Source organism: Bradyrhizobium sp. WSM1417, assembly GCF_000515415.1.
In the GTDB taxonomy this organism is placed as follows: Bacteria; Pseudomonadota; Alphaproteobacteria; order Rhizobiales; family Xanthobacteraceae; genus Bradyrhizobium.
Genome location: NZ_KI911783.1, coordinates 3,619,733 through 3,633,784, shown reverse-complemented (window position 1 = coordinate 3,633,784; position 14,052 = coordinate 3,619,733). Strand labels below are relative to the sequence as shown.

The window sequence follows — 14,052 nt, the reverse complement described above, 5'->3', positions numbered from 1 at the left end:
CCATCGGGGACAATAGCCCTTACAGAAAGTTAAGGGGCGTCCAGACATGACCGATGTTGCATTCGACCGCGCGGTAGCCGATCCCGCGCCGATCCAGCCGGCCTCGCGGCCAAATCTCGACAAGGGCTTCAATCCGCTGACACTGATCCTGTTCTTCGGCATCCTCGCTGCGGGCCTGCTCTATGTGGCCTACAGCATCTACTCGGATGTCGATGCGACCGGCACCAGGGTCACGAGCTATCTGCCCTACATCCTCTTGTTCGTCGCGCTCCTGATCGCGCTCGGCTTCGAATTCGTCAACGGTTTCCACGACACCGCCAACGCGGTTGCGACCGTGATCTACACCCATTCGCTTCCGGCCGAAGTCGCGGTGATGTGGTCGGGCTTCTTCAACTTCCTCGGCGTGCTGCTCTCGTCCGGCGCCGTGGCCTTCGGCATCGTCTCGCTGCTGCCGGTCGAGCTGATCCTGCAGGTCGGCTCCAGCGCCGGTTTCGCGATGGTGTTCGCGCTGCTGATCGCCGCGATCCTTTGGAACCTCGGCACCTGGTATTTCGGCCTGCCGGCCTCCTCCTCGCACACGCTGATCGGCTCGATCATCGGCGTCGGCGTCGCGAACGCGTTGATGCGGGGCCGCGACGGCACCTCGGGTGTGGACTGGGGCAAGGCCACGGAGATCGGTTATGCGCTCCTGCTGTCGCCGCTGGTCGGCTTCGTCTGCGCGGCCGGCCTGCTGCTGCTGCTCAAGTTCATCATCAAGAACCCGGCGCTCTATGCCGCCCCTGAGGGTCACAAAGCCCCGCCGATCTGGATTCGCGGCCTGCTGATCCTGACCTGCACCGGTGTCAGCTTCGCCCACGGCTCGAACGACGGCCAGAAGGGCATGGGCCTGATCATGCTGATCCTGATCGGCACCGTGCCCACGGCCTATGCGCTCAACCGCGCCTTGCCGGAGTCGCAGGTCGCCCAGTTCACGAAGGTCTCGGAAGCCGCCTCCAAGGTGGTTGCGGCCAAGGGCGCCGGCCATGCGATCATCGGCGATCCCCGTCCTGCGGTGACGCAGTACGTCACCTCGCATCACATCAGCGAAGGCACCTATCCTGCTCTGTCAGTGCTGGTGCAGGATGTCGGCGAGCAGGTCGCGAAATACGGTTCGCTGAACAAGGTGCCGGCGGAAGTCGTCGGCAACACCCGCAACGACATGTACCTGACCTCGGAAGCGATCCGCTTCCTGATGAAGGACAAGGAAAACGACCTCAGCAAGGACGAGGTCGCGACCTTGAACGCCTACAAGGGCGGCCTCGACAGCGCGACCAAGTTCATCCCGATTTGGGTGAAGGTCGCCGTCGCCATCGCGCTCGGCCTCGGCACCATGATCGGGTGGAAGCGCATCGTCGTCACCGTCGGTGAGAAGATCGGCAAGACCCATCTCACCTACGCGCAGGGTGCTTCCGCCGAGCTCGTCGCCGCCGCCACGATCGGCGCCGCCGACGTGTTCGGGCTGCCGGTCTCGACCACCCACGTGCTGTCGTCCGGCGTCGCCGGCACCATGGCCGCGAACGGTTCGGGTCTCCAGGTCGCCACCATCAGGAACATGGTGATGGCCTGGGTGCTGACCTTGCCCGTCGCCATCCTGTTGTCGGGCACGCTGTACGTGATCTTCTCGCGGATCTTCTGAGCTCTTTCCCTCTCCCCGTTCTTACGGGGAGAGGGTCAGGGTGAGGGGCTGCTTCCGCGATCGCGGTGAGAAACGGACTCGCGGAGAGTCCCCCTCACCCGGAATTCAAGCTGCGCTCGAATTCCGACCTCTCCCCGCAAGCGGGGCGAGGTGAAGTAAGAGCCTACGCTGCCGCGAGCGACTCCTCGACCAGCTTGACCCAGTACGACGTGCCGTAAACGATCGCCTCGTCGTCGAAATTGTAGGCGGGGTGATGTAGGCCGGCGCTGTCGCCGTTGCCGCAGAAGATGAAGGCGCCGGGGCGCGCCTCCAGCATATAGGCGAAATCCTCGCCGCCCATCAGCGGCGACATCTCGAGCACGTTGGCCTCGCCCGCAACTTGCCCCGCGATGCGACGCGCGATCTCGGTCTCCGCGGCGTGATTGTTCACCACGGGATAATTCCGCTGGTAGCGCAGGTCGATCTTGGCGCCGGTGATCTGCGCCACGCCCGCCACAACCTCGTGCACGCGCTTCTCCACCAGCTTGCGCACCTCCGGCGACAGCGTGCGGATGGTGCCCCTCAGTGTCGCGGTTTGTGGAATCACGTTGCGGGCATTGCCCGCGTGAAACTCGCAGATCGAGATCACGGCCGATTCCAGCGGATCGACGCTGCGCGCGACGATTGACTGCAGTGCCGTGATCACCTGTGCGCCGACCAGAACGGAATCGACACATTTGTGCGGCCGCGCGGCATGGCCGCCGAGGCCTTCGATCGTGATATCGACCTCGTCGGTCGCCGCCATGATCGGACCCGGCCGGATCGCGAACGAGCCCACCGGAATGCCCGGACCGTTGTGCATGCCGTAGACCTGCTCGATGCCGAAGCGCTCCATCATTCCGTCCTTGACCATGGCCAAGCCGCCGGCGCCACCCTCCTCGGCCGGCTGGAAGATCACCACCGCATCGCCGGCGAAGTTGCGGGTCTCGGCGAGATAACGCGCAGCACCGAGCAGCATCGCGGTATGGCCGTCATGGCCGCAGGCGTGCATCTTGCCCGGCGTCTTCGAAGCGTAAGGCAGGTTGGTCTGTTCCTCGACCGGCAGCGCATCCATGTCGGCACGCAGGCCGATGGCCTTGAGGCCCTCGCCGGCCGGCTTGCTGCCCTTGATCACGCCGACCACGCCGGTCTGGCCGATCCCCGTCACGACCTCATCGCAGCCGAATTCGCGCAGGCGGTCCGCGACGAATGCTGCGGTGCGGTGGACCTCGTAGAGCAACTCCGGATGCTGGTGGATGTCCCGGCGCCAGGCCTGAATATCGGGTTGAAGGTCGGCGACGCGGTTCACGATGGGCATGGAGGGTCTCAAGCTTTGTTGAAAATGCAGGCCTGTCTACCATGCAAGCACCAGTCCACCCAACTGGCGGGGATCGGGGTGTAGCCCTGACTTACAGGCATGGCCGGACTTGTCCCGGCCATCCGCGTCTGACTATTAGAACGGAAAGCGCGTGGATGCCCCGGACAAGCCCGGGCCTGACGCCTGTATTGGGTGGAAGCAGAATGCCAAGGCGGCTCGAAGGTGAGTTTGACTACATTGTCGTTGGGGCCGGCACGGCCGGCTGCATCGTCGCCAACCGGCTGTCTGCCGATTCCACCAATCGCGTCCTCGTCCTCGAAGCCGGCGGCGACGACAACTGGATCTGGTTCCACATTCCCGTCGGCTATCTCTTCGCCATCGGCAATCCGCGCTCGGACTGGATGTTCAGGACCGAGGCCGAGCCCGGCCTGAACGGCCGCTCGCTCGCCTATCCCCGTGGCAAGGTGATCGGTGGCTCTTCGGCGATCAACGCCATGATCTCGATGCGCGGACAGGCCGCCGATTACGATCACTGGCGCCAGCTCGGCATGACCGGCTGGGGTTATGATGACGTGCTGCCGCTGTTCAAACGGCTCGAAGACCATTTCCTCGGCGCAAGCGAGCACCACGGCGCCGGGGGCGGCTGGCGCATCGAGGCGCCGCGGCTGTCCTGGGACGTCCTCGATGCCGTGGGCGACGCGGCCGAGGAGATGGGCATCAAGCGCATCCCGGATTTCAATACCGGCGACAACGAAGGCACCAGCTATTTTCACGTCAATCAGAAGCGCGGCCGGCGCTGGTCGTCGGCGCGCGGCTTCCTCAAGCCGGCGCTGAACCGCCCGAACCTGCGGCTCGAAAAGCATGTGCTGGTCGACCGTCTGATCATTGAACAGGGCCGCGCCGTCGGCGTGCGCTTCATCCAGAATGGCGAGATCTTCGAGGCGCGTGCGAAACGCGAGGTGGTCCTCTCGGCGGGCGCGATCGGCTCGGTGCAGGTGCTGCATCGCTCCGGCATTGGACCTGCCGACTGGCTGTCACCGCTCGGCATCGACATCGTGATGGATAAGCCCGGCGTCGGCCGCAATCTGCAGGACCATCTCCAGCAGCGCGCGATCTACAAGGTCGAAGGCGTGCGCACCCTGAACGAGACCTATTACAATCTGGTTCGACGCGGCCTGATGGGCCTCGACTACGCCTTCCGCCGCCGCGGGCCGCTGACGATGGCGCCGTCGCAGCTCGGCATCTTCACCCGCTCCGATGCGACGCGTGCACGGGCCAACATCCAGTTTCACGTGCAACCGCTGTCGCTCGACAAGTTCGGCGATCCCCTGCACCGCTTCCCCGCGATCACGGTGAGCGCCTGCAATCTCCAGCCGACCTCGCGCGGCACCGTACGTCTCCGTTCGGCGACGGCGGACGAGAAGCCGATCATCGCACCGAATTACCTTTCAACGGATGACGACCGCCAGGTCGGCGCCGATGCCATCCGCACCACCCGCCGCCTGATGCAGCAGAAGGCGCTGGCAAAATACCGCCCGAGCGAATATCTGCCCGGCCCCGCCGTCGGCGACGACGATGCCTCGCTCGCCAAGGCCGCCGGCGACATCGGCACCACCATCTTCCACCCCGTCGGCACCGCGAAGATGGGCGCGGTGAGCGATCCGATGGCGGTGGTCGACGAACGCCTGCGCTTCTACGGTCTCGGCGGCCTTCGCGTTGTCGATGCCTCGATCATGCCGACCATCACGTCTGGCAACACCAACACGCCGACCGCGATGATCGCCGAGAAAGGCGCGGCGATGATTTTGGAGGATGCGAAGTGAATGCGTAGCTTTGATCGGGCGTAGCGAAATCCGGGAGAGGACGCTCGATAGGTCCCGTATTCCGCTACGCTCCATACGGGCTACGCGTCCAACCACCTCACGAAAACGTCATCGCGTCCGGGAATAACACCCCCGCTCCCCCAATCACCTCCCCGAAGCCCAATTCCGGGCGAAGTGGAGCTGCGCGATGAGCGGACACGATCACGGCGAGGACGGCTTAAGCCGCCGCAAGGTGTTGGAATGCATGACCTGGGCCAGCACCGGGGTGCTCTGGACCATCACCGGTGGCGTCCCGCGCTCGCTCGGCATCATCGATTCCGCGCAAGCTGCGACCGCGGCCGCTCCCGGAATGACCTTCCTCCAGATCAGCGATAGCCATGTCGGCTTCGACAAGCCGGCCAATCCCAACGCGCTCGGCACGCTGGAGGAAGCCATCAACAAGATCAACGCGATGCCGGTCAAGCCGTCCTTCATGATCCACACTGGCGACATCACGCATCTCTCCAAGGCCGCCGAGTTCGACAATGCCGATCGCATCATCTCGCAGAGCAAGCTCGACGTGCATTACGTGCCCGGCGAGCATGACTTCCTCGACGAGGACGTGAAGTTCTATCGCGAGCGCTACGGCCGCGGCACCAAGGGGGCGGGCTGGTATTCGTTCGACGCCGGCGGCGTCCACTTCATCGGCCTCGTCAATGTCGTCGACCTCAAGGCCGGAGGCCTCGGCAATCTCGGTGCCGAGCAGCTCGCCTGGCTCGAGGACGATCTGCGCGGCAAGTCGAAATCGACGCCGATCGTGCTGTTCGCCCATATCCCGCTCTGGACCGTCTACCCCGAATGGGGCTGGGGCACCGAGGACGGCGCCCGCGCGCTGGAACAGGTGAAAGGCTTCGGTTCGGTCACCGTGCTGAACGGCCACATTCACCAGGTGATGCAGAAGGTCGAAGGAAACGTCACCTTCCACACCGCACGCTCCACCGCCTTTCCGCAGCCAGCGCCGGGAGCTGCCCCCTCGCCCGGACCGATGAAGGTCGAGGACGCAAAGCTCCGCGCGATGCTCGGCGTTGCCAGCATCAACTTCAAGCAGAACGAGCAGCGGCTCGCGATCATCGACACGCCGCTCCAGGGTTGATGCAGGGCTAACGGAAGCTGACAATGAAGACTCTCAATCGCCGCGACTTCGGTGTCGCCTTCGGTCTCGCTTGGGCCGCGGCCATGCTGGTACCCGCCACAACCGCCCGTGCCGACAACATGGAGGTGCATATCGACAATTTCGTCTTCCAGCCGGCCGAGCTCAAGATCAAGGTCGGCACCACCGTGACCTGGACCAACCGGGACGACATCCCCCACACCGTAGTGTCGGCCGGCAAATTCAGGTCCAAGACCCTGGATACTGACGACAAGTTCTCGTTCACCTTTACCAATGCGGGCGATTACAAATATTTTTGTTCTCTGCACCCGCACATGACGGGGATGATCAAGGTTGAGTAACATCTCGAACCAAGGCATCAACGTCTTGCCCGGCCGGTGGTCCCACGCCGGCCGGGCTCGTGTGCCTTCGGTCACACGCGGCGACCAAGCGAACTTGGACGAAACGAACAGGGACGAAACGAGCAACGACGAAACGAAGCAACGAGCAGAACAAGAGGCAAAGCGAGGAGCGATGCCCGCCAACGACGATTTGCAGAAGGCGCAACGCTTCCGCGAGGCGGCGCTGCCCTATCTCGACGACGTCTACACGCTCGCGCGCTATCTCTTGCGTGACGCCTCCGATGCCGAGGACGCGGTGCAGGAGTGCTATCTGCGCGCGCTGAAGCATTTCGACAGCTATCGCGGGCCGGCGATGAAGCCCTGGCTGTTCGCGATCCTGCGTAACGTCTGCAATGCCGAATATGCGCGGCGCGCGCACAGGCACAGCGCGATCGAGGATACGCCCGGCGCTGCCGAGCAGACGCCGATCTGGCAGGAGGCCGAGGCCAGTCCCGAAACCGAAGTGCTGCGCAGCCGCGATGCGGGCGCGATCCGCAAACTGATCGACGCGCTCGCCGAGCCGTTCAAGGAAACATTCGTGCTGCGCGAGATCAACAACCTGTCCTATCGTGAAATCGCCGATGCCGTCGGTGCCCCCGTCGGCACCGTGATGTCCCGCCTCGCCCGCGCCCGCGCCATGCTGCGCGCGGCCTGGACGGCGGATGAGGAGCAAGCAAGATGACCTGCGACGAAGCAAGAATCCTGCTTCACGCGCTGCTCGACAACGAGCTCGATGCCGGCCATGCGCGCGAGGTCGAAGCCCATATCGCCAGCTGCCCGGCCTGCGCTGCGGAGCTTTCGGCCCAACGCGACATGCAGCGCGTGCTCGCGGACGCCGATTTGCGCTACACCGCACCGGCGAGCCTGCGTGCGCGTATCGAGGCTTCGCTGCCGCAGCCGCAGCGTCAACAGCCGAGCCGCCGCTCCGTGCTGCGCGGCTTTGCGATGGGCTCGGCAGTCTCCGCGCTCGCCGCCTCCGGGGTCGTCGCATTGGTGCTGCGCCAGGACGACCAGCAGCGCATCCTGTCGGAGGTCGTCTCTGCGCATCTGCGCTCGCTCCAGGCCGGCCACCTCATCGACGTGGTCTCGACCGACCAGCACACGGTGAAGCCGTGGTTCAACGGCAAGCTCGACGTCGCCCCGCCCGTGATCGACCTCACCGCACAAGGTTTTACGCTGGTTGGTGGCAGGCTCGATTATATCGACGCACGTGCCATCGGCGCGGTCGTCTACAAGCGCCGGCAGCACGTCGTCAATCTATTCGTGTCGCAGACATCGAACGCGGAATATCGCGCGGCGAAGACCGAGACCATGCAGGGCTTCAACTGCCGCCGCTGGGGCAATCGCGGCCTGAACTTCTGGGCCGTCAGCGATCTCGGCGCCGACGAACTCGCTGAGTTCGTCGACAAGTTCGAGGCGGCGATGAAGGCGAATGTGGAGGGGTAGCTCTACCCTCCACCGTCATTGCGAGGCGCGAAGCGACGACGCAATCCAGGCTGCCTCCGCGAAGAGAGTCTGGATTGCTTCGCTTCGCTCGCGATGACGATTACCGAAACGTCTCGGCAAAAGATCAGGCCGATCGCCTCACCGCGTTGTCCACCAGCGTCTTGCCGAGCGACCAGATCGCGCCGGGGACCTTGTGGCTGCCAGCGATGACGTCGTCGAAGGCGCGCTCGATCCAGCCGCAATCTTCCTCGGTGATGGTGAGCGGCGGCAACAGCTTGATGGTGTGGCTGCCATGGCCGGCGACTTGCGTGAGGATCTTGTGGTCCTTGAACAGCGGCACGGTGATGAGCTGGCAGAACAGGCCCTTGTTGGCTGCCTCCAGCACGTTCCAGGACGCCCGCAGCCGCAGCGATTTCGGCGGGCCGAACTCGATGCCGATCATCAGGCCCTTGCCGCGGACTTCCTTCAACAGCTCGTAGCCGGGCACCATGCGCGTGAGCGCGAGGCGCAGCTCGGCACCGCGCTTGGCGGCGGACTCGATCAGCTTCTCGGACTCCATGATGTCGAGCGTGGCGATGCCCGCGGCCATCGCCAGGTCGTTCTTGGAGAAAGTCGAGCCGTGCACGACTGCACGGTCCATCTGATTGAAGATCTTGTCGAAGATGCTCTTGCGCGTCAGCACCGCGCCGACCGGCACGTGGCCGCCGGACAGCGACTTCGACAGCAGCACCATGTCGGGCTCGACATTCCAGTGCTCGACCGCGAGGAAGCGGCCGGTACGGCCCATGCCGGTCTGGATCTCGTCGGCGACGAACAGCGTGCCGTATTTCTTGCACAGCGCAGCCGCACCCGGCAGGAACTCGTCGGTGGGCATGTTGACGCCCTTGCCCTGGATCGGCTCGACGACGAAGGCGGCCACCTCGCGCGAGGCCAGCGCCTTTTCAAGCGCGGCGAGATCGTTGAACGGGATCGAGGTGCAGCCCGGCAGCAGCGGCTCGAAGCCGGTGCGGAAGTTCGAATCACCGGTCAGCGACAGCGCGCCATAGGTCAGGCCGTGATAGCCGTGGGCACAATAGACGATGCCCGGACGGCCGGTGGCTCCACGGGCGAACTTGATTGCGGCTTCGACGCATTCGGCGCCGGAATTGGCGAAGAACGCCTTGTCGAGATAGGGGACGTACTTCAGTAGCCGCTCGGCGAGCACGCCGGCAAGCACCGAGACGTCAAACTGGACGAGGTTGGGCAGGTCGGCATCGAGCACGCTCTTGAGCGCCTCGCGCATGAGCGGATGATTGCGCCCGATCGCAAACACGCCAAAACCGGACAAGAGGTCGAGATAGCGCGCCCCGTCGCGGTCGTAGAGGTACTGTCCCTGCCCCTTCTGGAAGCCGACATCGTAGCCGATGGTCTTCAGAACCCGAACGAACTGCTCGTTCAGATGCCGATTATGCAGGGCGCTGCGCTGGGCCTGGCGGTCCGCGAACAGCTGAGACATGTCTGGATTTGGGCTGTGCATCCGCTACATACTTCGGTTGAGGGCCGTCTCGTCAACTGAAAACGGAACGTCGCTGAAAACGGTCTGTGCGGCCTTTTGCCCTTTTTCGGACCATCTTCGCAAGCAGAGCTTTAGACCATGTTGCACTGCCAAGGAACTATCATGCGTTTAGCCCTTTACACCGGACTAATACTGGCTGGCGGTTACACCTGCCTGACCCCCGCGCTCGCCGCCGATCCCACCGGCGACTGGCGGGTTGCCGACGGCGTCGCCAACATTCGTGTCGCCCAATGCAATGGCAGCATGTGGGGCGCGGTTTCGTGGGAAAAACAGCCCGGCGGCCGCGACGAGAACAATCCGGACGCGTCGAAAAAGACCCGCCCCACGCTCGGCATGGCAACCCTGATCGACATGAAGAAGAAGTCCGGCGCCGATCAATGGGAAGGTCAGGTCTACAACGCCAAGGACGGCCAGCTCTACAGCGCGACCATCACGCCGGTTGGCACCGACCAGCTCGAGATCAAGGGCTGCGTGATGGGGTTCCTGTGCGGTGGCGAGACCTGGACCCGGGTCAGCCCCCCGATTCCCTTGAGCTCCGCCAACGCCATGGCCAAGGGCGCGCCGAAGCCCGCCGGTGCGGCGCCGAAAGCCCCGGCAACGACGGGCGCTCAAGCGGCGCAGCCTGCGCCCGCAGCCCCGAAGGCTGCCGGCACTGCCAAACCCGGTCAGAAGGGCGCCGCCGACCAGGTCGGCGACATCTGCCTACTCCCTGAGATTGCGGGGTTTGCCCATTAGGGCGGGCTGAAACAGCAGCACGGCGGCGAGCGTCGTCACCAGCGACAGCGCGAGCAGCTTGCCCATGCTGGATGTGCCGGGATGGCTCGACAGCCACAGGCTGCCGAACGCCGTCGCCGTTGTCAGCGCGCTGAAAAAGATCGCGCGCGTCAGGCTGGTCTGGAGCAGGTTTGTCCTGCCCGAGCGCCAGGCCACGACATAGTAGATCTTGAAGGCCACGCCGACGCCGAGCAGCAGCGGGAACGCGACGATATTGGCGAAGTTGAGCGGCAGGCCGATCAGCACGCAGATCTCGAGCGTCACCGCGCCGGCCACCAGCAGCGGCACCAGCGTCATCAGCACGTCGACGAACCGGCGCAGCGTGACCCACAGCAACAGGCCGATCACCAGCAGCGCATAAATTCCGGCATGGATGAACGCCTTCACCACGGTGTCGCCGGATTTCAGGATCGAGACCGGACCGCCGATCGCGGTCGGCTCGGCAACGAGCACCGCCGCCGCAAATTTGCGCAGTGTGTCGTTGTCGTTGGGATCGCCCTTCGGCAGCGCCTCGACGCGGATGATGCCATCCTTGCTCTTCCAGGCGCTGACGAGATCTGCCGGCAATGACTTCAGGGTGACCGGCTCGGCCTGCATCGCGTTCCGGAGCTGGTCGAACACGATCTTCATCGGCGCGACGAACACGTCCTGCGCCTTGTTCCGCGTGGCCTCGTCGCCATTGGCGAGCTTTTCCAGCGCGTCCGCGAGCCGACGCGAGGCGACCGCTCCCGGGCCCTTGGCATCGCCTGCGGTCCGGCGCAGATTGTCGACCGAGGATTTCAGCGCATCGATATTTTCCTTGTCCGTCGGCGCGGCGTCGATCTGGTCGGGATTGAGCGCGGGGTTCAGCACCTTGGCGCCCTGCGCGAGCAGCTTCAACTTCGGCGGCTGGTCTTCAGGAACGAAGCTGTTGAGCGACATCACGCGCAACACCTCCGGCACCTTCTCCAGCTTCGCCTCCACCTGCCTCGCCTGCTCTTCCGACGTGGTCATCACGTTGATGGCATTGGCGCCGGTGTTGGGATCCTTGCGCAAATCGAGGAAGGTCGCGATCGACTCTGCCTTCGGGTTGCGCAGGTTCATCGGGTTGAAGTCGAACTTCATGAAATAGAGCAGCGGCAGGCCGGCGATCGCCAGAAACATGGTGCCGCCGACGACCAGCACGCGGTGCTTCTCCAGGAAGTGATCGAGCGGCGCCAGGAAGGCATAGCCGACCGGCTCTTTCTCACCGGGCGGGTTCAACAGCTTCAGCATCGCCGGGAGCACAGTGATGCTGGTGAGGAACGCGACCAGCATGCCGACGCCGGCGATCTGGCCGAGTTCGGCGATACCCTTGTAGTCGGTGGGGATGAAGCAGAGGAAGCCAGCCGCGGTCGCCATTGCCGCCAGCGACAACGGAATTGCCGAGCGCTTGGCAGCCAGGATCAGCGCGCCCGAGAGATCGTTGTGCTTGTAGCGCTCGGAGCGATAGCGGACGCTGTACTGAATGCCGAAATCGACGCCGAGGCCGACGAACAGCACGGCGAACGCGATCGACAGCAAATTGAGCGAGCCCACCATCATAAGGCCGGCGGCGGTTGTCAGCGCAAGCCCTACGAAGAGATTGACGAACACCGCGAAGATGATCTTCGCCGAATGCAGCGCCAGCCACAGGATGAGCAGCACGACGAGGACCGTGCCGATGCCGTTGACGACGGCACCTTCCTGGACGGTTGCATATTCCTCGTTGGCGATCGGGACCGGTCCGGTCAGCCGGACCCGTGCCTGATATTTGGTGGCAAAATCCAGATCGGCTGCGGCCTTGCGGATCGCATCGGTGGCGCCCTTGCCGGGCTCCAGCGCGTTGTAGTCGAGGATCGGCTTGAACTCGATGAAGGCGCGCTTGTCCGAATCCGTCAGCGGCTCGTCACTGACGAGCTGGCGCCAGGAGAACGTCGCATTGCCCTTGTTGAGCACGGTCTCGACCGTTTGCGCGATCTGGTTGAAGGGCCGTTCGGTGTTGTCGAGCTTGACCTGCCCGCGCTTTACGCCGGCAAGTCCCGTCTCGAGCGCGCCGGTCAGACCGCGGATCGAGGGATCGCCCGCCATGATCTCGATCAGGGGCGCCGCGGATTCGAACTGCCCGGTGACCTTGGCGACTTCCTCTGTCGGCAGGAACAAAAGACCATTCTTCTCGAAGAACTCGCCGGTGCCGAGCTGCTGCATCGACTGGAATTCGGTCTTGTTGTCCTTCAGCTTGGCATAGAGCGCGTCCGACGCCGCGGTCGCCATCTCCGGCGTCTTGGCTTCGACCACCGCCGTAATCGTCGCATCGCGGTCGAAGGCGCGATCGAACTGCTGGTCGCGCTGGCGCCAGTCCAGATTTTGGGCAATCAGCGAATTGATATCGGTGTTGATGGCGAAGTGCCGGGACGTGTAATAGCCCGCCCCCACCGCCAGCAGGAGTCCGAGAACGACGACGAGGGAGGCAAACCGGGTGCAGGCCCTGACGATGGCAACGACGACGCTTTGCAGCACTACTTTTCTTTCTGCGGTTAACAGCTTGCCGGAAACGCCCGCTGTTTAACGGAGTTCCCGGCCGAAACCTATTGCTGTTTTGAGTGGTTATTGCCGTCAGATGGTTCGAGGTAAACGGCGGAAGACCATGGCAAAATCATGCGGGACCGTCGGTATAGCCGAGGAGTTGAGGCGGGAAAGTGACGAAGGCGCGAACACCGATGTCACCTTTTTTGGCCCAACATCCCTCTACTATAATACCGTAAAAGTGATCCAGCAGGGGAACCAAAGTTCATTCCACCTTTCCTTACTGCCCATTTTTTGACACAAAGTACTGCGCCTCCATGCACCGGGACCCGGCAGGGGTGGGCGGTTACCGCGTGCGCGAACCGATGGTGCGGATATTGCAACTCATTGGTTCGTATCGGGGTGTCCCCTGAACTTGAGAGCGGATTGGTGCAACTTGCGTGATGGGCGTCCAATGGAAGTTTATCTGGCGCAACCGCGCGGCTTTTGCGCGGGGGTGGTGCGTGCGATCGAGATCGTGGAACGGGCGCTGGAAAAGTACGGCCCGCCCGTCTACGTGCGCCATGAGATCGTGCACAACAAGTACGTCGTCGAGAGCCTGAAAAACAAAGGTGCGATCTTCGTCGAGGAGCTGTCGGAGGTGCCGCCGAAGGCCGTGACGGTCTTCAGCGCTCATGGCGTTGCCCGGAGCGTCGAGGAAGAAGCCGCTGCGCGCGACCTTCCGGTGCTCAATGCCACCTGCCCCCTGGTCACGAAAGTTCACAATCAGGGGAAGCGCTACATCGCCAGGGGCCGCACCCTGATCCTGATCGGCCATGCCGGCCACCCCGAGGTCGAGGGTACGATGGGCCAGGTTCCCGCACCCGTCCTGCTGGTCCAAAGCGTTGAAGAAGTTAAGGCCCTTGAGCTGCCGGCGGATACGCCAGTGGCCTATATCACCCAGACCACCCTCTCGGTGGATGACACCAAGGACATCATTTCGGCCCTGCAGGCCCGCTTTACAGATATTCAAGGCCCGGATATCCGGGATATCTGCTATGCGACACAGAACCGCCAATCTGCGGTAAGGGACTTGAGCAAGCTGGTCGACGTGATCTTGGTGGTGGGCGCTGCCAATAGCTCGAATTCGAACCGGCTCCGCGAAATCGGCACTGAGGCCGGTGTCGCGAGTTATCTGATTGCCGACGGCAGCGCGCTCAATCCGGAGTGGTTGAAAGATGCCAGGATCGTCGGCGTCACGGCCGGCGCTTCGGCGCCCGAGGTACTCGTGGATGACGTGATCGAAGCGATGCGGCGGATCGGACCGGTCAAGGTTTCGGTGCTTCCGGGCCGCGAGGAAAACATCGAATTCCGGCTTCCGGCCCAACTGGCTGCGAGCTGACCCACCCGA

11 protein-coding genes are annotated in these 14,052 nt (G+C 63.8%); 8 read left to right on the top strand and 3 right to left on the bottom strand.

From position 1 onward, the window contains the following. The first annotated feature begins 46 nt into the window (after positions 1 to 46). Entirely contained in the window at positions 47 to 1,675 is a 1,629-nt protein-coding gene (locus tag BRA1417_RS0117430) for an inorganic phosphate transporter (RefSeq protein WP_027516868.1), read from the top strand. 163 nt (positions 1,676 to 1,838) lie between these two features. Here the strand turns inward: BRA1417_RS0117430 and BRA1417_RS0117425 are convergent, their stop codons facing one another. Then, the gene (locus tag BRA1417_RS0117425; protein ID WP_027516867.1) at positions 1,839 to 3,011 is read right to left on the bottom strand and encodes a M20 aminoacylase family protein; all 1,173 of its coding nucleotides are present in this window, start codon (positions 3,009 to 3,011) and stop codon (positions 1,839 to 1,841) included. A 203-nt stretch (positions 3,012 to 3,214) separates the two neighbouring features. Between BRA1417_RS0117425 and BRA1417_RS0117420 the strand changes: the two genes are divergently transcribed. From BRA1417_RS0117420 to BRA1417_RS0117400, 5 genes are all read left to right on the top strand, one after another. Continuing rightward, on the top strand, positions 3,215 to 4,834 hold the full coding sequence (locus BRA1417_RS0117420; protein WP_027516866.1) for a GMC family oxidoreductase: 1,620 nt from the start codon (positions 3,215 to 3,217) through the stop codon (positions 4,832 to 4,834). A gap of 187 nt (positions 4,835 to 5,021) precedes the next feature. Beyond that, positions 5,022 to 5,966: a metallophosphoesterase gene (locus BRA1417_RS0117415; protein ID WP_027516865.1), complete on the top strand. Its 945-nt coding sequence runs from the start codon at positions 5,022 to 5,024 to the stop codon at positions 5,964 to 5,966. 23 nt (positions 5,967 to 5,989) lie between these two features. Next, a complete protein-coding gene (locus BRA1417_RS0117410) occupies positions 5,990 to 6,325 on the top strand; it encodes a cupredoxin family copper-binding protein (RefSeq protein WP_027516864.1) in 336 nt (111 codons plus the stop codon). Positions 6,326 to 6,497: 172 nt separating this feature from the next. Further along, complete coding sequence (locus BRA1417_RS0117405; RefSeq protein WP_027516863.1) at positions 6,498 to 7,046, top strand: sigma-70 family RNA polymerase sigma factor; 549 nt, start codon at positions 6,498 to 6,500, stop codon at positions 7,044 to 7,046. Next, a complete protein-coding gene (locus BRA1417_RS0117400) occupies positions 7,043 to 7,810 on the top strand; it encodes an anti-sigma factor (RefSeq protein WP_027516862.1) in 768 nt (255 codons plus the stop codon). The genes BRA1417_RS0117405 and BRA1417_RS0117400 overlap by 4 nt, the downstream gene beginning before the upstream one ends. Positions 7,811 to 7,934: 124 nt before the next feature. Here the strand turns inward: BRA1417_RS0117400 and hpnO are convergent, their stop codons facing one another. After that, a complete protein-coding gene (gene hpnO, locus BRA1417_RS0117395; protein WP_027516861.1) occupies positions 7,935 to 9,326 on the bottom strand; it encodes an aminobacteriohopanetriol synthase HpnO in 1,392 nt (463 codons plus the stop codon). Between the two features lie 141 nt (positions 9,327 to 9,467). Here hpnO and BRA1417_RS0117390 point away from each other — a divergent pair, with 141 nt between their 5' ends. After that, positions 9,468 to 10,100, top strand: a complete 633-nt coding sequence (locus BRA1417_RS0117390; protein WP_027516860.1) for a DUF2147 domain-containing protein — start codon at positions 9,468 to 9,470, stop codon at positions 10,098 to 10,100. Here the strand turns inward: BRA1417_RS0117390 and BRA1417_RS0117385 are convergent. Then, positions 10,068 to 12,656, bottom strand: a complete 2,589-nt coding sequence (locus BRA1417_RS0117385; protein ID WP_027516859.1) for an MMPL family transporter — start codon at positions 12,654 to 12,656, stop codon at positions 10,068 to 10,070. The two genes, BRA1417_RS0117390 and BRA1417_RS0117385, sit on opposite strands and share 33 nt — an antisense overlap. A gap of 460 nt (positions 12,657 to 13,116) precedes the next feature. Between BRA1417_RS0117385 and ispH the strand changes: the two genes are divergently transcribed. After that, on the top strand, positions 13,117 to 14,043 hold the full coding sequence (gene ispH, locus BRA1417_RS0117380) for a 4-hydroxy-3-methylbut-2-enyl diphosphate reductase (protein ID WP_027516858.1): 927 nt from the start codon (positions 13,117 to 13,119) through the stop codon (positions 14,041 to 14,043). Positions 14,044 to 14,052: the final 9 nt, after the last annotated feature.